Annotated in this window: 15 protein-coding genes and 2 pseudogenes; 5 read left to right on the top strand and 12 right to left on the bottom strand. The window is 59.6% G+C overall.

All coding sequences use genetic code 11. From position 1 onward, the window contains the following. Nucleotides 1-64: 64 nt before the first annotated feature. Nucleotides 65-442, bottom strand: a complete 378-nt coding sequence (locus PSH65_RS00415) for a hypothetical protein (RefSeq protein WP_305424451.1) — start codon at nucleotides 440-442, stop codon at nucleotides 65-67. Between the two features lie 152 nt (nucleotides 443-594). Here PSH65_RS00415 and phoB point away from each other — a divergent pair. The 3 genes and pseudogenes from phoB to PSH65_RS00400 all read left to right on the top strand — a co-directional run bounded on the left by phoB (nucleotide 595) and on the right by PSH65_RS00400 (nucleotide 4111). Then, nucleotides 595-1285: pseudogene (phoB, locus tag PSH65_RS00410) on the top strand (phosphate regulon transcriptional regulator PhoB). Between the two features lie 74 nt (nucleotides 1286-1359). Next, nucleotides 1360-2647: pseudogene (gene phoR / locus PSH65_RS00405) on the top strand (phosphate regulon sensor histidine kinase PhoR). Nucleotides 2648-2770: 123 nt separating this feature from the next. Continuing rightward, nucleotides 2771-4111: a hemolysin family protein gene (locus tag PSH65_RS00400; protein ID WP_305424450.1), complete on the top strand. Its 1341-nt coding sequence runs from the start codon at nucleotides 2771-2773 to the stop codon at nucleotides 4109-4111. Between the two features lie 115 nt (nucleotides 4112-4226). On the opposite strand, the gene PSH65_RS00395 is transcribed toward PSH65_RS00400, so the two are convergent. From PSH65_RS00395 to PSH65_RS00360, 8 genes are all read right to left on the bottom strand, one after another. Next, nucleotides 4227-5123 (bottom strand): peptidoglycan DD-metalloendopeptidase family protein, encoded by an 897-nt coding sequence (locus PSH65_RS00395; protein ID WP_305424449.1) that lies wholly within the window; start codon nucleotides 5121-5123, stop codon nucleotides 4227-4229. Between the two features lie 209 nt (nucleotides 5124-5332). Further along, nucleotides 5333-6283: a response regulator gene (locus PSH65_RS00390; RefSeq protein ID WP_305424448.1), complete on the bottom strand. Its 951-nt coding sequence runs from the start codon at nucleotides 6281-6283 to the stop codon at nucleotides 5333-5335. Between the two features lie 165 nt (nucleotides 6284-6448). Continuing rightward, a complete protein-coding gene (phoU, locus tag PSH65_RS00385) occupies nucleotides 6449-7210 on the bottom strand; it encodes a phosphate signaling complex protein PhoU (protein ID WP_007896483.1) in 762 nt (253 codons plus the stop codon). Nucleotides 7211-7281: 71 nt separating this feature from the next. After that, on the bottom strand, nucleotides 7282-8115 hold the full coding sequence (gene pstB / locus PSH65_RS00380) for a phosphate ABC transporter ATP-binding protein PstB (protein WP_305424447.1): 834 nt from the start codon (nucleotides 8113-8115) through the stop codon (nucleotides 7282-7284). 207 nt (nucleotides 8116-8322) lie between these two features. Continuing rightward, complete coding sequence (pstA, locus tag PSH65_RS00375) at nucleotides 8323-9993, bottom strand: phosphate ABC transporter permease PstA (protein ID WP_305424446.1); 1671 nt, start codon at nucleotides 9991-9993, stop codon at nucleotides 8323-8325. A gap of 15 nt (nucleotides 9994-10008) precedes the next feature. Beyond that, nucleotides 10009-12042 (bottom strand): ABC transporter permease subunit, encoded by a 2034-nt coding sequence (locus PSH65_RS00370; RefSeq protein ID WP_305427079.1) that lies wholly within the window; start codon nucleotides 12040-12042, stop codon nucleotides 10009-10011. Between the two features lie 487 nt (nucleotides 12043-12529). Next, the gene (locus PSH65_RS00365) at nucleotides 12530-13528 is read right to left on the bottom strand and encodes a phosphate ABC transporter substrate-binding protein PstS (RefSeq protein WP_305424445.1); all 999 of its coding nucleotides are present in this window, start codon (nucleotides 13526-13528) and stop codon (nucleotides 12530-12532) included. Between the two features lie 233 nt (nucleotides 13529-13761). After that, nucleotides 13762-15060: an MFS transporter gene (locus tag PSH65_RS00360; protein WP_305424444.1), complete on the bottom strand. Its 1299-nt coding sequence runs from the start codon at nucleotides 15058-15060 to the stop codon at nucleotides 13762-13764. Between the two features lie 364 nt (nucleotides 15061-15424). Between PSH65_RS00360 and PSH65_RS00355 the strand changes: the two genes are divergently transcribed. Together PSH65_RS00355 and PSH65_RS00350 are read left to right on the top strand one after the other, a co-directional pair. Continuing rightward, entirely contained in the window at nucleotides 15425-15829 is a 405-nt protein-coding gene (locus PSH65_RS00355; protein ID WP_007896491.1) for an acyl-CoA thioesterase, read from the top strand. Between the two features lie 87 nt (nucleotides 15830-15916). Next, on the top strand, nucleotides 15917-16816 hold the full coding sequence (locus PSH65_RS00350) for a D-hexose-6-phosphate mutarotase (RefSeq protein ID WP_305424443.1): 900 nt from the start codon (nucleotides 15917-15919) through the stop codon (nucleotides 16814-16816). A gap of 166 nt (nucleotides 16817-16982) precedes the next feature. Here the strand turns inward: PSH65_RS00350 and PSH65_RS00345 are convergent, their stop codons facing one another. From PSH65_RS00345 to PSH65_RS00335, 3 genes are read right to left on the bottom strand one after another with little or no spacing between them, the layout of a single operon-like run. Then, complete coding sequence (locus PSH65_RS00345; protein ID WP_305424442.1) at nucleotides 16983-17756, bottom strand: MetQ/NlpA family ABC transporter substrate-binding protein; 774 nt, start codon at nucleotides 17754-17756, stop codon at nucleotides 16983-16985. 60 nt (nucleotides 17757-17816) lie between these two features. Then, nucleotides 17817-18491: a methionine ABC transporter permease gene (locus PSH65_RS00340; RefSeq protein ID WP_305424441.1), complete on the bottom strand. Its 675-nt coding sequence runs from the start codon at nucleotides 18489-18491 to the stop codon at nucleotides 17817-17819. Further along, nucleotides 18491-19498 (bottom strand): methionine ABC transporter ATP-binding protein, encoded by a 1008-nt coding sequence (locus tag PSH65_RS00335; RefSeq protein WP_305424440.1) that lies wholly within the window; start codon nucleotides 19496-19498, stop codon nucleotides 18491-18493. Before PSH65_RS00335 ends, PSH65_RS00340 begins: the two co-directional genes overlap by 1 nt. Nucleotides 19499-19525 lie beyond the last annotated feature (27 nt).

Raw genomic sequence — 19525 nt, 5'->3', positions numbered from 1 at the left:
AGCAGTTGCCGCAGCCGAACGCAGGCTTCGCCAGCTGCTACGGGTGCAATCTTTTTGCAGTCAATCAGTGCCGATACATGTGCCAGAAGCCGCCTTTACCGTCACCCGCGGTATCCCCGGGTTTCGTGTCCATTTTGTAGCCATACATTGGCTTGCCTTCATACGCCCATTGCATCGTGCCGTCATCGCGTTTGATCGGCATCCATTTTCCGGTGGGCTTGGCATCCATCGGCGCCATCAACGGTGGCCACATCGTTGCACACTCACCTGTGCACATCGACTGGCCTTCTTTGTCCTTATCAAACGTGTACAAGGTCATACCCTTCTGGTCGACCATCATGCCGTCTTTCATCATGGCCGGATCGGCGGCAAAGGCCAGGGACGGCAGCGTTAACGCAGCCGTAACCAGCAGGGCCTTCCAGGATTGAGCAATGTGAGTCATGGAAACCTTCCTCTTGTGGTTGTCAGGATTCGGACTTAGAGCTTAGTTCAGGATCACGACAATCGCAGGACGGCTAAAATACTGTCACACGACTGCAATAATTCCGTTATCTAATGCGGCGCAAGACAGTTAAATGACAAGAGGATTAAGGCATGGTTGGCAGGAGCATTCTGATCGTCGACGACGAAGCGCCCATTCGCGAAATGATCGCCGTTGCGTTGGAAATGGCCGGCTATGACTGCCTGGAGGCAGAGAACTCGCAGCAGGCCCATGCCATTATCGTCGACCGTAAACCGGACCTGATCCTGCTCGACTGGATGCTGCCCGGCACCTCTGGCATCGAGCTGGCCCGCCGTCTCAAGCGCGATGAGCTGACCGGGGATATCCCGATCATCATGCTCACCGCCAAGGGCGAAGAGGACAACAAGATCCAGGGGCTGGAAGTCGGCGCCGACGATTACATCACCAAACCGTTTTCCCCACGTGAGCTGGTGGCGCGCCTGAAAGCCGTGCTGCGCCGCGCCGGCCCGACCGATGGCGAAGCGCCGATCGAAGTCGGTGGCCTGCTGCTTGACCCGATCAGCCACCGCGTGACCATCGACGGCAAACCCGCCGAGATGGGCCCGACCGAGTACCGCTTGCTGCAATTTTTCATGACCCACCAGGAACGTGCCTACACTCGCGGCCAGTTGCTGGATCAGGTCTGGGGGCGGCAATGTCTATGTCGAAGAGCGCACGGTCGATGTGCACATCCGTCGCCTGCGCAAAGCCCTCGGCGATGCCTATGAAAATCTGGTACAAACCGTGCGCGGCACCGGCTACCGGTTTTCCACCAAGGCCTGAGCCGACCGCCAGACTCGCTGACAAGGACGCATTTTTCCGTGAACCAAAACTGGCATGGCACCCTGATTCGCCACATGCTGTTGCTGGTCACCGCCTGCCTGGTGATTGGCCTGATTTCCGGTTATTACGGCTGGAGCCCTCGCCGTGGGCCTGGGCCTTTACCTGGCATGGACCCTCAAGCAGTTGCTGCGTTTGCATGAATGGCTGCGCCAGCACCAACCCGATGAAGCACCACCCGACGGCTATGGCTTGTGGGGCGAAGTGTTCGACAGCATCTACCACCTGCAACGCCGCGACCAACGGGTGCGCGGGCGCCTGCAAGCAGTGATCGACCGGGTCCAGGAATCCACCGCTGCGCTGAAAGATGCGGTGATCATGCTCGACAGCGACGGCAACCTGGAATGGTGGAACCGCGCCGCCGAAACCTTGCTGGGCCTCAAGACCCCTCAGGACAGTGGTCAGCCAGTGACCAATCTGGTGCGCCATCCGCGCTTCAAGGAATACTTCGAGCAGGACAGCTATGCCGAGCCGTTGGAAATTCCTTCGCCGATCAATGATCGCCTGCGTATTCAGCTGTACATCACCCGCTACGGCAACAACGAACACTTGATGCTGGTGCGCGACGTGACGCGTATCCATCAGCTGGAACAGATGCGCAAAGACTTCATCGCCAACGTGTCCCACGAGCTGCGCACGCCGCTGACGGTGATCTGCGGCTACCTGGAAACCCTGCTCGACAACGTCGAAGAAGTGAATCCGCGCTGGACCCGTGCCCTGCAACAGATGCAGCAGCAAGGGGGGCGTATGCAGACGTTGCTCAACGATTTGCTGCTGCTGGCCAAACTGGAAGCCACCGATTACCCCTCGGACAACCAGCCGGTATCCATCGACAGCCTGTTGCAATCGATCAAAAGCGACGCTCAGCAGCTTTCCGGTCAGAAAAATCAGCACATCACCCTGGAAGCCGACCCGACGATTCAGCTCAAGGGCAGCGAAGCCGAATTGCGCAGCGCGTTCTCCAACCTGGTGTTCAACGCAGTGAAATACACCCCGGCCGAGGGCAATATCCGCATTCGCTGGTGGGGTGACGATCAAGGCGCACACCTGAGCGTGCAGGATTCGGGGATCGGCATCGACAGCAAACACTTGCCGCGCCTGACTGAGCGCTTCTACCGCGTCGATTCCAGCCGCAACTCCAACACCGGCGGCACCGGGCTGGGGCTGGCCATCGTCAAACATGTGTTGCTGCGCCACCGGGCTCGTATGGAAATCAGCAGCGTACCGGGCCACGGCAGCACGTTTACTTGCCATTTTGCGCCAGCCCAGGTGACAAAATCCCGCGTTATCAGCGCCGCCGATTGATACCGGCCAGCACTCGCCACTAGGCAATCGTCCAGTCAGCCGCTACATTGGCTGACTTGTGCCTGCCCTTCAGGCGCACTTTTTTCTTACCATTCGAATACACGGAACCCGCAAAACTCCATCATGGACCCTTCCCCTGGCTTGACCCTCGCAACAATATTCGCCGACTTCGGCATGATTCTTTTTGCTCTGATCCTGGTTTTGCTCAACGGCTTTTTCGTTGCGGCGGAATTTGCCATGGTCAAATTGCGCTCGACCCGGGTCGAAGCCATCGCAGAGCAGCACGGCTGGCGCGGGCACATCCTGCGTACCGTGCACAGTCAGCTCGATGCTTACCTGTCGGCGTGCCAATTGGGTATCACCCTCGCCTCTCTCGGCCTGGGCTGGGTCGGCGAGCCGGCGTTCGCGCACCTGCTGGCACCCGTGCTGACTGCCGTGGGCGTCGATTCCGCCGAAGTGGTCAAAGGCGTGTCGTTCTTCACGGCGTTCTTCATCATTTCGTACCTGCACATCGTGGTCGGCGAACTGGCCCCGAAATCCTGGGCTATCCGCAAACCCGAGCTGCTGTCGCTGTGGACGGCCGTGCCGCTGTACCTGTTCTACTGGGCCATGTACCCGGCCATCTATCTGCTCAACGCCAGCGCCAACCAGATCCTGCGCATCGCCGGACAAGGTGAACCCGGCCCGCATCACGAACACCATTACAGCCGTGAAGAATTGAAACTGATCCTGCACTCCAGCCGTGGCCAGGACCCGAGCGACCAAGGCATGCGTGTTTTGGCCTCGGCGGTGGAAATGGGCGAGCTGGAAGTGGTCGACTGGGCCAACTCCCGGGAAGACCTGGTGACGCTGGAGTTCAACGCACCGCTCAAGGAAATTCTGGCGATGTTCCGTCGCCACAAGTTCAGCCGCTACCCGGTGTACGACAGCGAGCGCCAGGAGTTCGTCGGTCTGCTGCACATCAAGGATTTGCTGCTGGAGCTGGCGGCCCTGGATCACATTCCCGAGTCGTTCAACCTTGCCGAATTGACCCGCCCCCTGGAGCGCGTATCGCGGCACATGCCGCTGTCGCAGTTGCTGGAACAGTTCCGCAAGGGCGGCTCGCATTTCGCCCTGGTCGAGGAAGCCGACGGCAACATCATCGGCTACCTGACCATGGAAGACGTGCTGGAAGTGCTGGTGGGCGACATTCAGGACGAACACCGCAAGGCTGAACGCGGGATCCTCGCGTATCAGCCGGGCAAGCTGCTGGTACGGGGCGATACGCCGCTGTTCAAGGTTGAACGCCTGCTGGGCATCGATCTGGACCACATCGAGGCCGAAACCCTTGCCGGGCTGGTCTACGAAACCCTGAAACGGGTGCCGGAAGAGGAAGAAGTGCTGGAAGTCGAAGGCTTGCGGATCATCATCAAGAAGATGAAAGGGCCGAAGATCATTTTGGCCAAGGTGTTGATGCTGGATTGATAGGCTGATCCGGATCCGCGTCGATCCCTTCGCGGGGCAAGCCCGCTCCCACAAGGACTTGCGCAGGACCTGTGGGAGCGGGCTTGCCCGCGATGGCGTTGGGTCAGCCAACCCATTACTTCTTGCCCAACGCAAAGTTGGGCAACGCCCCCACCGGCTGATTGAACTGGTAAGGAATCGACACCAACCCCAAGCCTGTATTGCGCTGCACCACGAAGTGCAGGTGCGGGCCGCTGCTGTTGCCGGTGTTGCCCGACAGCGCCAGCGCGCTGCCCACCACCACTCGCTGACCTTCCCGTACGCTGACCGAACCTTTCTTGAGGTGCAGGTACACGCCCATGGTCCCGTCATCGTGCAACACCCGCACGAAATTGCCCGACGGATCGTTGCCGCGCCCGGTTTGTCTATTCTCGGTTTTAACGACCATCCCGCCGCGCGCCGCGATGATCGGCGTGCCTTCGGGCATGGCGATGTCCATCGCATAACGGTTCTTCGGCCCATAGTGGCTGTATTGGCCATTGGCGCCCTGACTCAGGCGAAACGGCCCACCACGCCAGGGCAACGGATATCGATAGGCCATGGCGGCCCCTGCAGGGTCGCCCAGGGAGTATTCGAACCTTGGGGTATACGCCAGCGGCCTTCCGGCCTTCGTCGCCTTGAGCAGTGCCAGACGAAGGTTACTGCGTGCCGGCATCACCCGGCGGATCGGTCGGCTCGGTGCACCACTGACGTTATTCAGCCCGGAAAAACTCAGCTCGATCTCGACTGGCGCATACAGATCGTTGCGCACGAACACACTGTCCATGCCCTTCTGCCTCTTGATATCGAGGTACACCTGCCGCTCAAGACGCTCGACCATCCGGTCCCGAAAAACGAACACCTTCGCGCCTTTGGTGGGGCGGTCGCTGTAAGAGACCACGCCACTGGCGTCGGTGGACCGGTAGATCGTCATGGCCACAGCCGAGGTGGAGGCCATGAACAGACCACAGAAAAACAGCAGGCGCGCGAACATGGGCAAGATTCTGTCGAGTAAGGCCTGGGAAGGAGCCTAGCAGCTGAAATGGACCAGCGTAGTCGGCAGATGTTTCAAAATGGGCGGTTCAGAAGATGTGCGGTGATTTCGATGGCCTCTTCGCGGGCAAGCCTCACTCCTACAGGTAAACAGTGAACCTGTGGGAGCGAGGCTTGCCCGCGAAGGCGTACGAGAAGGCGACGCCGGGCTTACGCGCCGGGTACGAAATGCTTCTGCGCGGTGCCACGGGCGATCAGGCGGGAGATGTAGTCGAGCTTCTGCGCATCCTGGTCGACGAAGCGGAAGGTCAGCTGCAGCCACTCGCTGTCGGGCTTCGGCTCGTGGGCGACGATGGCGTGCAGGTAGCCGTTGAGACGGGCGATTTCGGCGTTGTCGCCCTGCTCCAGGTCGAGCACGGCGCTGTCGAGGACTTGCGGCAAGGTGTCGGTGCGTTTCACCACCAGCAGCGCTTCCTTAATGCTCAAGGCCTTGATCACGCATTGCTGGGTGCCGCTCGGCAGGCGCAGTTGGCCTTGGCCACGACCGCCAGCGGGTGCCGCGGAGGCTGCAGGCGCCTTGACCGGCGGGCTGTTGAGCAGGCCACGAGACGGTGCGGCGGCCGGGGCTGGTGCAGCGGCGACAGGTTTGGCGAACGGGTTGACCGGTGCCGCCGATGGCGCGGCGACAGCAGCCTTGCCACCGGTCAATGCGCTCAGGGAGTCGTTGCCGAATGCCGAGTTCATTTTGGTCGGCGCACTGTTCATCAAGGTGTCGAGCTTGCCGACCTTGTTCAGCGCCTGTTTGACTTTGGTCAGCAGCTGTTCATTGGTGAACGGTTTGCTGACGTAGCCGGAAACCCCGGCCTGAATCGCCTGGACGACGTTCTCTTTGTCGCCACGGCTGGTGACCATCACGAACGGCATGGTCTTGAGGTTGTCTTGCTCGCGGCACCAGGTCAGCAGTTCCAGACCGGACATTTCCGGCATTTCCCAGTCGCACAGAACCAGGTCGAACGCTTCTTTGGCCAGCATGGCCTGGGCCTTTTTACCGTTGACTGCATCTTCGGTCCGGATCCCCGGGAAGTAGTTGCGCAGGCACTTCTTCACCAGGTCACGAATGAACGACGCATCGTCCACGACCAACACACTGATCTTGCTCATCCAACACCCCTTTAAAAATCCCGGCAAGCATAACGCTGGCTGATGGCACTTTGCCAAAACTCTTCAGTCACGCCGGGACTTTTCGTTCGCGGGTGCTGCTTTTCCATTCAAAAGCTCCAAACGAAAACGCCCGACCAAAGGGCCGGGCGCTTTTCTTGGGCAATCTTACTTATCGTCAGCTTTGCCCGGAACATTAGCGGTTTCGGCACTTGTGCCTTCAACTTCTTCTTTCATGCGCTTGAGGCCCAGGTGACGCACGTCGGTGCCGCGCACCAGGTAAATCACCAGTTCCGAGATGTTGCGTGCGTGGTCGCCGATCCGCTCCAGGGAACGCAGCACCCAGATAATGCTCAAGACCCGCGAGATAGAGCGCGGGTCTTCCATCATGTAGGTGGCCAGCTCACGCAGGGCGGTCTTGTATTCGCGGTCGATGATCTTGTCGTACTGCGCCACCGACAACGCCAGGTCGGCGTCGAAGCGGGCAAACGCATCCAGGGCATCGCGAACCATGTTGCGCACCTGGTCGCCGATGTGGCGAACCTCGACGTAACCGCGCGGCGCTTCGCCTTCTTCGCACAACTGAATGGCGCGACGGGCGATCTTGGTGGCCTCGTCGCCGATACGCTCGAGGTCGATCACCGACTTGGAGATGCTGATGATCAGACGCAAGTCCGATGCCGCCGGTTGGCGACGGGCCAGAATGCGCAGGCATTCTTCGTCGATGTTGCGCTCCATCTGATTGATCTGGTCGTCGATCTCGCGCACTTGCTGGGCCAGGCCCGAATCGGCCTCGATCAGCGCGGTGACCGCGTCGTTGACCTGCTTCTCGACCAGCCCGCCCATGGCCAGGAGGTGGCTGCGAACTTCCTCCAGCTCAGCGTTGAACTGCGCGGAGATGTGATGGGTAAGGCCTTCTTTACTAATCATGTTGGCGTCCTTGGAGCGTCCGGTAAGGTGCGGTGGACCGCAGCGTCAGTTCAGTGAGCAACAACAGCTTCCTAGCCGTAACGACCGGTGATGTAGTCTTCGGTCTGCTTCTTCGCCGGATTGGTGAACAGAGTGTCGGTGTCGCCGAATTCCACCAGTTTGCCCATGTACATGAACGCCGTGTAGTCGGAAACCCGCGCGGCCTGTTGCATGTTGTGGGTCACGATCACAATGGTGAACTTGGATTTCAGTTCGTAGATCAGCTCTTCGACTTTCAGCGTGGAGATCGGGTCGAGTGCCGAGCACGGCTCGTCGAGCAGCAGTACTTCCGGCTCCACGGCGATGGTGCGGGCAATCACCAGACGTTGCTGCTGACCGCCAGACAGGCCGAGTGCCGACTCGTGCAGACGATCCTTGACCTCATCCCACAGCGCCGCGCCTTTCAACGCCCACTCGACGGCTTCGTCGAGGACGCGCTTCTTGTTGATGCCCTGGATGCGCAAACCGTAAACCACGTTTTCGTAAATGGTTTTCGGGAACGGGTTAGGCTTCTGGAACACCATGCCGACCCGGCGACGCAGCTCGGCCACGTCCTCGCCCTTGCGGTAGATGTTGTTGCCATAGAGGTTGATTGCGCCGTCGACGCGGCAGCCATCCACCAGGTCGTTCATGCGGTTGAAAGTGCGCAGCAGCGTGGACTTGCCGCAGCCGGACGGGCCGATGAAGGCGGTCACACGCTGTTTCGGGATGTTCATGCTGACATCGAACAGCGCTTGTTTGTCGCCGTAGAACAGGCTCAGGCCCGGCACTTCGATGGCCACGGTTTCCTGCTCGAGGCTCAGGCTCTGTTTGTCGCGGCCCAGGGCCGACATGTTGATGCCGTGAGTGTGTGCTTCGTGCTGCATGGGAGGCTCCCCTGTGCTAACAAATTCGGTTCGTTGAACCGCTGGCTTGATGTTCGGGCCAGCGGCTTACTCAAAATCTCTGTCTGACGCCGGTCCCTGTGGGAGCTGGCTTGCCTGCGATGGCATCACTGCGGTGTTACTGACAGACCGCGTCGTCTGCATCGCAGGCAAGCCAGCTCCCACAAGGGGCCACGCCGACTTATAAAGTTAACTATCCAGCGCTTTGTATTTCTCGCGCAGATGGTTACGGATATAAACGGCCGACAGGTTCAATGTCGCGATCACCAGCACCAGCAGTAATGCAGTGGCGTACACCAGCGGCCTCGCGGCTTCGACGTTCGGGCTCTGGAAGCCAACGTCATAAATGTGGAAGCCCAAGTGCATGATCTTCTGGTCCAGGTGCAGGTACGGGTAGTTGCCATCCAGCGGCAGCGACGGCGCCAGTTTCACCACACCCACCAGCATCAACGGCGCCACTTCACCGGCGGCACGGGCCACGGCGAGGATCATGCCGGTCATCATCGCCGGGCTGGCCATCGGCAGCACGATTTTCCACAAGGTTTCGGCTTTGGTCGCGCCAAGGGCCAGCGAGCCTTCGCGAACAGTGCGAGGAATCCGCGCCAGGCCTTCTTCGGTGGCCACGATCACCACTGGCACGGCCAGCAGCGCCAGTGTCAGCGAGGCCCAGAGCAGGCCCGGCGTACCGAAGGTCGGTGCCGGCAGTGCTTCAGGGAAGAACAACCGGTCGACTGAACCGCCGAGTACGTAGACGAAGAAGCCCAGACCAAACACGCCGTAAACGATGGCCGGAACACCCGCCAGATTGTTCACCGCGATGCGGATCAAGCGAGTCATGGTGTTCTGCCGCGCATATTCACGCAGGTAGACTGCCGCCAGCACGCCGAACGGAGTCACGATCATCGCCATGATCAGGGTCATCATCACGGTGCCGAAAATCGCCGGGAAAATCCCGCCTTCGGTGTTGGCTTCACGGGGGTCATCGCTGAGGAATTCCCAGACCTTACTGAAGTAGAAGCCGATCTTGGTGAGCGTGCCCATGCCATTCGGCTGGTAGGCGTGAACCACTTTGCCGATGCCGATTTCGACTTCTTTACCGTTAGCATCGCGAGCGGTCAGGCTGTCGCGGTTGAACTGCGCATGCAGGTCGTTCAAACGCGCTTCGATTTCCTGATAACGGGCGTTCAGCTCGGCGCGCTCGGACTCAAGGTCCGCTTGCGCGGCAGCGTCGAGACGGCCGTCCAGCTCCAGTTTGCGACCGTGCAGACGGATGCGTTCGAGACCGGCGTTGATCGCACCGATATCGACCTTTTCCAGGGTCTTGAGCTGCGCGGCGAGCTGGTTGACGCGAGCAACACGGGCCTGCAACTCAGGCCATGCGGCCTCGCCTTCAGCGATGACCTTGCCATCCTGTTTGACGTTGACCAGGTAGCCGTAGAAGTTGCCCCACTCGCGACGCTCGATGGCCATCAGCTCTGGCGGGGTCTTCTGGTTGGTCAGCCACTCACCGACGATCCAGGTGAAGTCGTTGCCGTTCAGATCACGGTTGCCGACCTTGATCAGCTCGCGGGTCATGAACTCCGGGCCTTGGTCGGGCACCGGCAGGCCAGCGCTTTTCAGGCGCTCGCGGGGCACTTCTTCCTTCTGCACCACTTCGCCGATGACCAGGTGATTGGCCTGGCCCGGCACGTCATAACTGGCGTGGATCAGGTCCGCCGGCCAGAAGTGACCCAGACCGCGCACGGCAATCACCGCCAGCAGGCCAATGGTCATGATGACCGCAATGGACACCGCGCCACCGCTGATCCAGACGCCGGGGGCGCCGCTCTTGAACCATCCATTCAGGGAGTTCTGTTTCACAGACTTCTACCTTTCTTAAAGCGACGAGTATTTCTTGCGCAGACGCTGACGAATCAGTTCCGCGAGGGTGTTCATGACGAAGGTGAACAACAGCAGCACCAGCGCCGAGAGGAACAGCACGCGGTAGTGGCTGCCGCCGACTTCCGATTCGGGCATTTCCACCGCGACGTTGGCTGCCAATGTGCGCAGGCCTTCGAACAGGTTCATTTCCATGACCGGGGTGTTACCGGTGGCCATCAGCACGATCATGGTTTCACCGACCGCACGGCCCATGCCGATCATCAGCGCCGAGAAAATGCCCGGGCTGGCGGTGAGGATCACCACCCGCGTCATGGTCTGCCACGGCGTGGCACCGAGAGCCAGAGAGCCCAGGGTCAGGCCGCGAGGCACACTGAACACGGCATCTTCGGCAATGGAGTAGATGTTCGGAATCACCGCGAAGCCCATGGCCAAGCCGACCACCAGGGCGTTGCGCTGGTCGTAGGTGATGCCCAGGTCGTGGGAGATCCACATGCGCATGTCACCGCCGAAGAACCAGGTTTCCATGTACGGGCTCATGTACAGCGACAGCCAGCCCACAAACATGATCACCGGAATCAGGATCGCGCTTTCCCAGCCATCCGGCACTTTCAGGCGAATGGACTCAGGCAGGCGACTGAAGGTGAAACCGGCGACCAGGATGCCAATCGGCATCAACAGCAGCAGACTGAAAATCCCCGGCAGATGCCCTTCCACATACGGCGCCAGGAACAGGCCGGCGAAGAAGCCGAGGATCACCGTCGGCATCGCTTCCATCAGCTCGATCACCGGTTTGACCTTGCGACGCATGCCCGGAGCCATGAAGTACGCGGTGTAGATCGCAGCGGCGACGGCCAGTGGCGCGGCCAGCAGCATGGCGTAGAACGCAGCTTTCAGGGTACCGAAGGTCAGCGGCGAGAGGCTCAGCTTGGGTTCGAAGTCGGTGTTGGCGGCGGTCGATTGCCAGACGTATTTAGGCTCGTCGTAGTTCTCGTACCAGACCTTGCTCCACAACGCGCTCCACGAGACTTCCGGATGCGGGTTGTCGAGCAGCAGAGGTTGCAGCTTGCCACCTTGCTCCACGATCACGCGGTTAGCCCGTGGCGACAGGCCGAACAGGCCTTGGCCGTCGACGACCTGGTCCACCAGCAAAGTGCGGTGAGCGGTGCTGTGGAACACGCCGAGCTTGCCGGACGCATCAAGAGCGACGAAGCCTTTACGGCGCTCTTCGGCAGTGATTTCAACGATCGGCGTCGTACCCATCTGGAAGGTACGGATCTGCTTGAGGCGTTGTTCGCCATCCTGATCGCGAGCCATGAACCACTGGGCGAGACCGCCCTTGGAATCACCAACGATCAGCGAGATACCACCCAGCAATTGTGTACTGGCGGTCACTTCGGCATTGCCATCTTCGAGCAACTTGTAGCGACCGTTGAGGCTCTTGTCGCGCAAGCTGAACACGTCGGCCTGGGCGCGACCATTGACCACGTACAACCATTGCTGACGCGGGTCGACGAAGATGTTCTTCACCGGCTCGGTCATTTGCGGCAGGTCGATGCGCTTCTGCTCGTTGGTGACTTCGCCGGTCATCATGTTTTCTTCGCTGGTCAGCGAGATGACATGCAGTTGCGCACCGCTGGAGCCGGCCAGCAGCAGGGTCGAATCGGTAGCGTTGAGGCTGACGTGCTCCAGCGCACCACCGGTCTCGTTCAGCGCGATTGGCGTTTCGCCGTATGGGTATTCAATGGCTGGCGAGATGGTTTTCTTGCCATCCGGGTAGCTGACTTTATAGGTGTGACGGAACACCAGAGCCTGACCGTTGGACAAGCCCACCGCGACCAGTGGCTGACCTGGCTGGTCTTCGCCGATAGCGGTTACGCTGCTGCCCGCCGGGATTGGCAGATCAACGCGGCGCAGTTCGGCGCCGGTGTCGATATCAAAGAACAGCGCCTGGCCCTTGTCGGAAACCCGCATGGCGACCTGGTTCTGTTCTTCGAGGGAGATCATCAGCGGCTTGCCGGCGTCTTGCATCCAGGCGGGCGTGATGGCGTCTTTGGCAGTCAGATCGGCACCCTGGAACAGCGGCGCGACAACATAACCGAGGAAGAAGAAGATCAGGGTGATCGCGCCGAGGACGGCGAGGCCGCCGACGAGGACGTACCAGCGGGTCAGGCGATCTTTCAGCGCACGAATACGGCGCTTGCGGTGCAGCTCAGGCGTATTGAAGTCAATTCGCTTGGGGGGATTTGTAGTCATGGTGGAGTTGGCCAGATCATTCATTCGCACACCCTAGCGATCCTGTATGACAGAAAGATGACAATGCAGTGACGCAACAAATCCACCGCCTGTGGGAACTGGCAGTGGATCGGAAATTTGGGGGCCGGTATTTACCGGCATTTGTAGGGGCGAAGCTTGCCCGCGAAGGGGTCGTTACATTCAACATCAATGTGGACTGACCCACCGCTTTCGCGGGCAAGCCTTGCTCCTACAGGTCCGGGCTTAGCCCGGGCCTAGGGTTTTACTTTTTTGCGACGTTACCGCCTTCCGACAGACCCAGATCAGCCAGTGCTTTTGCAGCAACCTTGGCTGGCAGTGGGATGTAGCCGTCTTTCACGACCACTTCCTGACCCTGTTTGGACAGAACCAGTTTCACGAACTCGGCTTCCAGCGGGGCCAGAGGCTTGTTCGGGGCCTTGTTGACGTAAACGTAGAGGAAACGCGACAGCGGATACTTGCCGTTCAGGGCGTTTTCTTCGGTGTCTTCAACGAACTCGGTGCTGCCTTTCTTGGCCAGGGCCACGGTCTTCACGCTGGCGGTCTTGTAGCCGATGCCCGAGTAACCGACGCCGTTCAGCGAGGAGCTGATCGACTGCACAACCGAAGCCGAACCCGGTTGTTCGTTGACGTTTGGCTTGAAGTCGCCTTTGCACAGGGCTTCTTCCTTGAAGTAGCCGTAGGTGCCGGATACCGAGTTACGACCGAACAGCTGAACCGGCTTGTTGGCCAGGTCGCCGGTCACACCCAGGTCGCCCCAGGTTTTCACGTCGGTTTTAGCGCCACACAGACGCGTCGAGGAGAAGATAGCGTCGACCTGTTCCATGGTCAGGTGCTGGATCGGGTTGTCTTTGTGTACGAAGACAGCCAGGGCGTCTACGGCAACCGGGATAGCGGTTGGCTTGTAGCCGTACTTGGTTTCGAAGGCTTGCAGCTCGTTGTCCTTCATCTTGCGGCTCATCGGGCCCAGGTTAGCGGTGCCTTCAGTCAGCGCAGGTGGCGCGGTAGAAGAACCGGCGGCCTGAATCTGGATGTTTACGTTCGGGTATTCTTTTTTGTAGTTCTCAGCCCACAGGGTCATGAGGTTCGCCAGGGTATCGGAGCCGACGCTGGACAGGTTGCCCGACACACCAGTGGTCTTGGTGTAGCTCGGGATAGCAGGGTCAACAGCGGCAACCGCGTTGGCAGTCGCAACGCCAGCAGCGACAAAAGTCATTGCCGCCATCAAACGCTTCAGTTTCATGCCTTACTCCTAGCAGATAGGTGTGTTAAGTCGGGGCCAAGTATCAGCAGGCCGTGTGAACACTCTATGGCTGAAATATGACAATTGGATGAAAGGCCAGCATCTAGCGATAGATCGTTCCCACGCTCTGCGTGGGAATGCATCTCGGGACGCTCTGCGTCCCATTCAAAAGCGGACGCAGAGCGTCCATGGCGGCATTCCCACGCAGAGCGTGGGAACGATCGGTTACAAGGTTAGCGACCCTTCTTCCAGAGATACCCACCCACGACAATCCCGACCCCACAAATAATCGCCACGTAATAGGCCGGCCCCATCGGGCTTTCCTTGAGCAGCAGGGTGACGACCATCGGTGTCAGGCCACCGAAAATCGCGTAAGCCAGGTTGTAGGAAAACGACAACCCGCTGAACCGCACCACCGCCGGGAAGGCTTTGACCATCACATACGGCACCGCACCGATGGTCCCGACCAGCAGACCGGTCAGGGCATACATCGGGAACAGCCAGTCGGGATGGTTGAACAGGCTGTGATAGAACGTCCACGAACTGATCAGCAGCGCGGCGCTACCGAACACGAACACCCGGCCTGCGCCGAAGCGGTCAGCCAATACACCGGAGGCCACACAGCCCAGGCTCAGGAACACGATGGCCAGGCTGTTGGCCTGCAACGCGGTAGTCGGCGCGAAGTGGTAAACGGTCTGCAACACGGTCGGGGTCATCAGAATGACGACGATAATGCCGGCGGACAGCAGCCAGGTCAGCAGCATGGAAATCAGAATCGCACCGCGATGGTCGCGCAACACGGCGCGCAGCGGCACTTCTTCGGCCAGGGCCTTGCGCAATTGCAGCTCGGCGAACACCGGGGTTTCGTGGAGCCAGCGGCGCAGGTAGACCGAGAACAGGCCAAACACACCGCCCAGCAGGAACGGGATCCGCCAGGCGTAATCCGAGACCTCAACGGGTGTGTAAATGCTGTTGATCGCGGTGGCGACCAATGAGCCCAAAAGAATACCGGCGGTCAGACCGCAGGTCAGCGTGCCGCAGGCATAACCGATGTGCCGCTGCGGCACGTGTTCGGAAACGAATACCCAGGCCCCTGGCACTTCCCCGCCAATCGCCGCGCCCTGGATCACCCGCATCAGTAGCAACAGGATCGGCGCCCACATACCTATCTGCGCATAAGTCGGCAGCAAGCCCATGATCAGGGTTGGCACGGCCATCATGAAAATGCTCAAGGTGAACATCTTCTTGCGCCCCAGCAGATCACCGAAGTGTGCCATGACGATGCCGCCCAGCGGCCGCGCCAGATAGCCAGCGGCGAAGATGCCGAACGTTTGCATCAGTCGCAGCCACTCGGGCATGTCTGCGGGGAAGAACAGTTTGCCGACCACCGTGGCGAAGAACACAAAGATGATGAAGTCGTAAAACTCCAGCGCGCCGCCCAGGGCAGACAGCGATAGCGTCTTGTAGTCGTTACGGGTCAGCGGACGTGCGGAATGGGTGGGCTGCGCGATGCTCGAGGGCGCTGTGGTCATGGCAAGGGCTTCTCTTATAGTCGGATCTGCAACCTCAACAACGCTGGCAGAGGCTTGGGCAGGTTCGGCACGATAGCAAATTGTTCGAAAAAGCACATAGAGGCGCGTATTTGACGGTCAAAATGAGAACCGGACGGTCGTCTCGGAGTCTACCGATCGATATACTCGCAACATTGCAACGGCTTGTAAGGGGTTGCTGTGCGAAACCGTCGTTGGCACCTGTCAGCCGATTTCGCAGAGTTTCCCTTTAGGCGCCTTACGAAAAACGTGACGAACGTAGTATGTTCGGGGCTGAATCGTTTTTCCGAGACGGCTATCCACCCGCTACAACTATGAAGAGTCACGGGTCAGAGGCACCCCCGGCATGATAGAGCTCGAACAAGAAGATCCAATCCCGCAAGGCGACCTGGCCCTGCAAATCACCGCGCTTCCGCGTGAAACCAATGGCTTTGGCGATATTTTCGGCGGCTGGCTGGTGGCGCAGATGGATTTGGCTGGCACCGCAATGGCCAGCAAGGTTGCCGGTGGTCGCGTAGCCACCGTTGCGATCGATCGCATGGCGTTCCTGGTGCCGGTAGCGGTGGGTGCTCAGCTGTCCTTCTATACCCAGGCCCTGGAAATCGGCCGCAGCTCGATTCAGATGATGGTCGAAGTCTGGAGCGACGATCCACTGTCCAGCGAATGGCGTAAAGTGACCGAAGCCGTCTTTGTGTTCGTCGCCATCGACGGCAGCGGCCGCACTCGCTCGGTTCCGCCTAGAGCGCGTTAAACCGGAGCTCGTAAAAAAACGGTGCGTTAAACACGGCGACCGTTTTGCGGTCCATTGCAGTCATTGTTCCTGATTGAGAGTTGCCCCATGAGCACGCCCAACGTTGAAGCTGTGAAACTGGATGAACTGAACTGCTGGCGCATCCGTCACAGTCAGGCCGAATTGCTGGTGGCCCAACAAGGTGCGCACATCCTCAGTTATCAACTGGCTGGCGAGCCGCCACTGATCTGGCTCAACGACGAGGCGGTGTTCAAGACCGGCAAAAGCATCCGCGCCGGCGTTCCAGTGTGCTGGCCATGGTTCGGCAACCTGTCGCGCAATCCGCAGAGTGTCCAGGCCATGCGCGTCGGCAATGAACCGCCGACCGCCCATGGTCTGGTACGTGCGATGGACTGGGAATTGCTCGGCATCGAAACCGAGGGCGTAAGCCTGAAGGTGGAATTCGTTCTGCCCTACCCCGAAGGCGGTCTGCCGGGATGGCCGCATCAAGTGGACTTGAAGCTGAGCATTCGTCTGGATGAGCAGTTGCATATCAACCTGACGAGCGAAAACAAAGGCGCTGAGCACGTCACGATCAGCCAGGCATTGCACAGCTATTTCGCGGTCAGCGATGTGCGCAACGTACATGTCGAAGGGCTGGACGGCTTGAGTTATATCGAAACCCTGGACGACTGGAAAACCGTCACCCAGACCGGTGATTTGCGTTTTACCGGCGAGACCGACCGCATCTATCTCAATACCCCACCGAAGCTGAGCATTGTTGACCCACACTGGGAACGACGCATTGAACTGACCAGCAGCGGTTCGCGTTCGGCGGTGATCTGGAACCCCTGGATCGACCGCGCTGCAGCGTTCAGTGACATGGCTGACGATGGCTGGCAGCGCATGCTGTGTATTGAAACGGCGAATGTGATGGATGATGTGGTGACGCTGGCACCAGGGGCGAGCCACACCTTGGGTGTGAGCATCGCCAGCAAATCCCTTTAACACCACAAAACGAATGTGGGGCTTGCCCGCGATGACGGAGCATCATTCAATATTGATGTCGACTGTTTCACCGCCATCGCGGGCAAGCCCGCTCCCACAGGTACGGTGTTTCAGACGCAAAAAAGGGGCGCAGTGATTGCGCCCCTTTTTCGTTTACGTCAGCTGATCAGAACGCCGGCAATACCGCGCCTTTGTACTTCTCGAGAATGAAGGCTTTCACTTCCGGGCTGTGCAGCGCAGCAACCAGTTTCTGCATCGCGGCGCTGTCCTTGTCGTCCGGACGGGCCACGAGGATGTTCACGTATGGCGAGTCGCTGCCTTCGATGACCAGCGCGTCCTTGGACGGATCGAGCTTGGCTTCCAGCGCATAGTTGGTGTTGATCAGCGCCAGGTCGACCTGAGTCAGCACGCGCGGGATGGTCGCGGCTTCCAGTTCACGGAATTTCAGGTCCTTGGTGTTCTCGGTGATGTCCTTGACGGTCGACAGGATGTTGTTCGAATCCTTCAACTTGATCAGGCCAGCCTTCGCCAGCAGCAACAGCGCACGACCGCCGTTGGTGGCGTCGTTAGGGATCACCACGTTGGCGCCGCCCGGCAGCTCGGTCAGGGCTTTGTACTTGCTGGAGTAAGCGCCCAAAGGTTCCAGGTGCACACCGGCAACGCTGACAAGGCTGGTGCCCTTGGCCTTGTTGAACTCATCCAGGTACGGCTGGTGCTGGAAGAAGTTGGCGTCCAGACGCTTCTCGGCCACCTGCACGTTCGGCTGGATGTAGTCGGTGAAGACTTTGACCTTCAGGTCCACGCCTTCTTTGGCCAGGGCCGGTTTAACAAACTCGAGGATTTCCGCGTGAGGCACCGGGGTGGCCGCGACGGTCAGGGTGTCGGCAGCGTGTGCGGAAAAGGCTGCAACGGCAGCGAATGCGACGAGTAGTTTTTTCATTCAGCTAACTCCTTGTGAGGCGCCCGTTTGGCGCCTACCAGCGAATGGCCGGCTCATGACTTATTTACGTGAGAAGTGGACAACCAATTTGTCGCCAACGGTTTGCAGCACTTGAACCAGCATCAGCAGCAACACCACCGTCACAACCATCACATCCGTCTGGAAACGCTGGTAACCGAAACGGATCGCCAGGTCGCCCAGACCGCCAGCGCCGACCACACCGGCCATTGCCGTGTAGGACACCAGTGTAATCGCTGTCACCGTAATCGCCGCGAAGATGCCCGGACGAGCTTCCGGCAGCAAGGCATTGATGATGATCTGACGTGTCGTCGCGCCCATGGCCTGGGTCGCCTCGATGATGCCGCGATCCACTTCACGCAAGGCGGTTTCTACCAGTCGTGCGAAGAACGGCGTGGCGCCCACTACCAAGGGTGGAATCGCACCGGCAACACCCAGGGAGGTGCCCGTGATCAACACAGTGAACGGAATCATCACGATCAGCAGAATGATGAACGGCAGCGAACGCAGAATGTTCACCACCAGCGACAGCAGCGCGTAGACGCCTTTGGCTTCCAGCAACTGACGAGGGCTGCACAGGAACAACAGCACGCCCAGCGGCAATCCTAAAAGCACGGTGAACAACAGCGAACCGCTGAGCATCAGCAGGGTATCGCCGGTGGCCAGCCAGATTTCGTACCAGTCGATATTAGAGAAGAAACTCATCAGGACTTCCATCAGCGCAGCACCTCCATGTGGACGTCAGCTGCGGTGAAGCGGGCAAACGCCGCTTCCATGTCGCCGCCGGTGACGGCGAGGGTCAATTGCCCGTAAGGGACGTCTTTGATGCGATCGATACGACCGGCCAGGATGCTGTAGTCCACGCCCGTTTCCCGGGCGACGGTACCCAGCAACGGCGCGTAGGTCGCTTCGCCCTGGAAGGTCAGACGCACGATGCGCCCCGGTACATGAGCGAAGTCGTCGCGCTGTTCGCTTTCGTCGATCTGCTCGTCTTCCTGTACGAAGCGCTTGGTGGTCGGGTGCTTGGGATGCAGGAACACCTCGGCCACCGAACCTTGCTCAACGATCTTGCCGGCATCCATCACCGCCACCTGATCGCAGACCCGACGGATCACATCCATTTCGTGGGTGATCAGGACGATGGTCAGTTTCAGCTCACGGTTGATCTCGGCCAGCAGTTGCAGGACCGACGCCGTGGTTTGCGGGTCCAGGGCACTGGTGGCTTCATCGCACAGCAGGATTTTCGGTTTGGTTGCCAGGGCGCGGGCGATGCCGACACGCTGCTTCTGACCGCCAGACAATTGTGCCGGGTACTTTTTCGCATGATCAGACAGGCCGACCCGCGCCAGCAACTCCGCCACACGCCGGTCGATTTCGCCACGGGACAGTTCACCGGCGAGGGTCAGCGGCAGCGCGACATTGTCGGCAACGGTTTTGGAGGCCAGCAGGTTGAAGTGCTGGAAAATCATCCCGACCTGCTGACGGAAGCGCCGCAGGCTATTGGCATCCAGCGCGGTGACTTCTTCGTCATCGACGATGATCTTGCCGCCACTGGAGTTCTCCAGGCGGTTGATCAGACGCAGCAGGGTACTTTTTCCCGCGCCGGAATGGCCGATCAGGCCAAAGACCTGACCATTCTCAATCGTCAGACTGGTCGGATGCAGGGCGGGAATATCCTTACCGGCGACGCGGTAAGTTTTGTGGACGTTTTGAAACTCGATCACGTAGCGAACCTTGTGGGGCGCGTTAGA

This window comes from Pseudomonas sp. FP603 (assembly GCF_030687415.1).
Taxonomy (GTDB): domain Bacteria; phylum Pseudomonadota; class Gammaproteobacteria; order Pseudomonadales; family Pseudomonadaceae; genus Aquipseudomonas; species Aquipseudomonas wuhanensis.
The sequence above is the reverse complement of the archived record's forward strand: the minus strand, read 5'-3'. Positions and strand labels throughout refer to the sequence as shown.

Coding starts and splice junctions, on each gene's coding strand:
- PSH65_RS00340 (WP_305424441.1), bottom strand. CDS start 18,491: ATGGAAGTCCTGATGAGTTTCTTCTCTAATATCGACTGGTACGAAATC.
- PSH65_RS00370 (WP_305427079.1), bottom strand. CDS start 12,042: ATGCAAGACGCCGGCAAGCCGCTGATGATCTCCCTCGAAGAACAGAAC.
- PSH65_RS00345 (WP_305424442.1), bottom strand. CDS start 17,756: ATGAAAAAACTACTCGTCGCATTCGCTGCCGTTGCAGCCTTTTCCGCA.
- phoU (WP_007896483.1), bottom strand. CDS start 7,210: ATGATTAGTAAAGAAGGCCTTACCCATCACATCTCCGCGCAGTTCAAC.
- pstB (WP_305424447.1), bottom strand. CDS start 8,115: ATGCAGCACGAAGCACACACTCACGGCATCAACATGTCGGCCCTGGGC.
- PSH65_RS00360 (WP_305424444.1), bottom strand. CDS start 15,060: ATGACCACAGCGCCCTCGAGCATCGCGCAGCCCACCCATTCCGCACGT.
- PSH65_RS00415 (WP_305424451.1), bottom strand. CDS start 442: ATGACTCACATTGCTCAATCCTGGAAGGCCCTGCTGGTTACGGCTGCG.
- PSH65_RS00395 (WP_305424449.1), bottom strand. CDS start 5,123: ATGTTCGCGCGCCTGCTGTTTTTCTGTGGTCTGTTCATGGCCTCCACC.
- PSH65_RS00400 (WP_305424450.1), top strand. CDS start 2,771: ATGGACCCTTCCCCTGGCTTGACCCTCGCAACAATATTCGCCGACTTC.
- PSH65_RS00365 (WP_305424445.1), bottom strand. CDS start 13,528: ATGAAACTGAAGCGTTTGATGGCGGCAATGACTTTTGTCGCTGCTGGC.
- PSH65_RS00350 (WP_305424443.1), top strand. CDS start 15,917: ATGAGCACGCCCAACGTTGAAGCTGTGAAACTGGATGAACTGAACTGC.
- PSH65_RS00355 (WP_007896491.1), top strand. CDS start 15,425: ATGATAGAGCTCGAACAAGAAGATCCAATCCCGCAAGGCGACCTGGCC.
- PSH65_RS00390 (WP_305424448.1), bottom strand. CDS start 6,283: ATGAGCAAGATCAGTGTGTTGGTCGTGGACGATGCGTCGTTCATTCGT.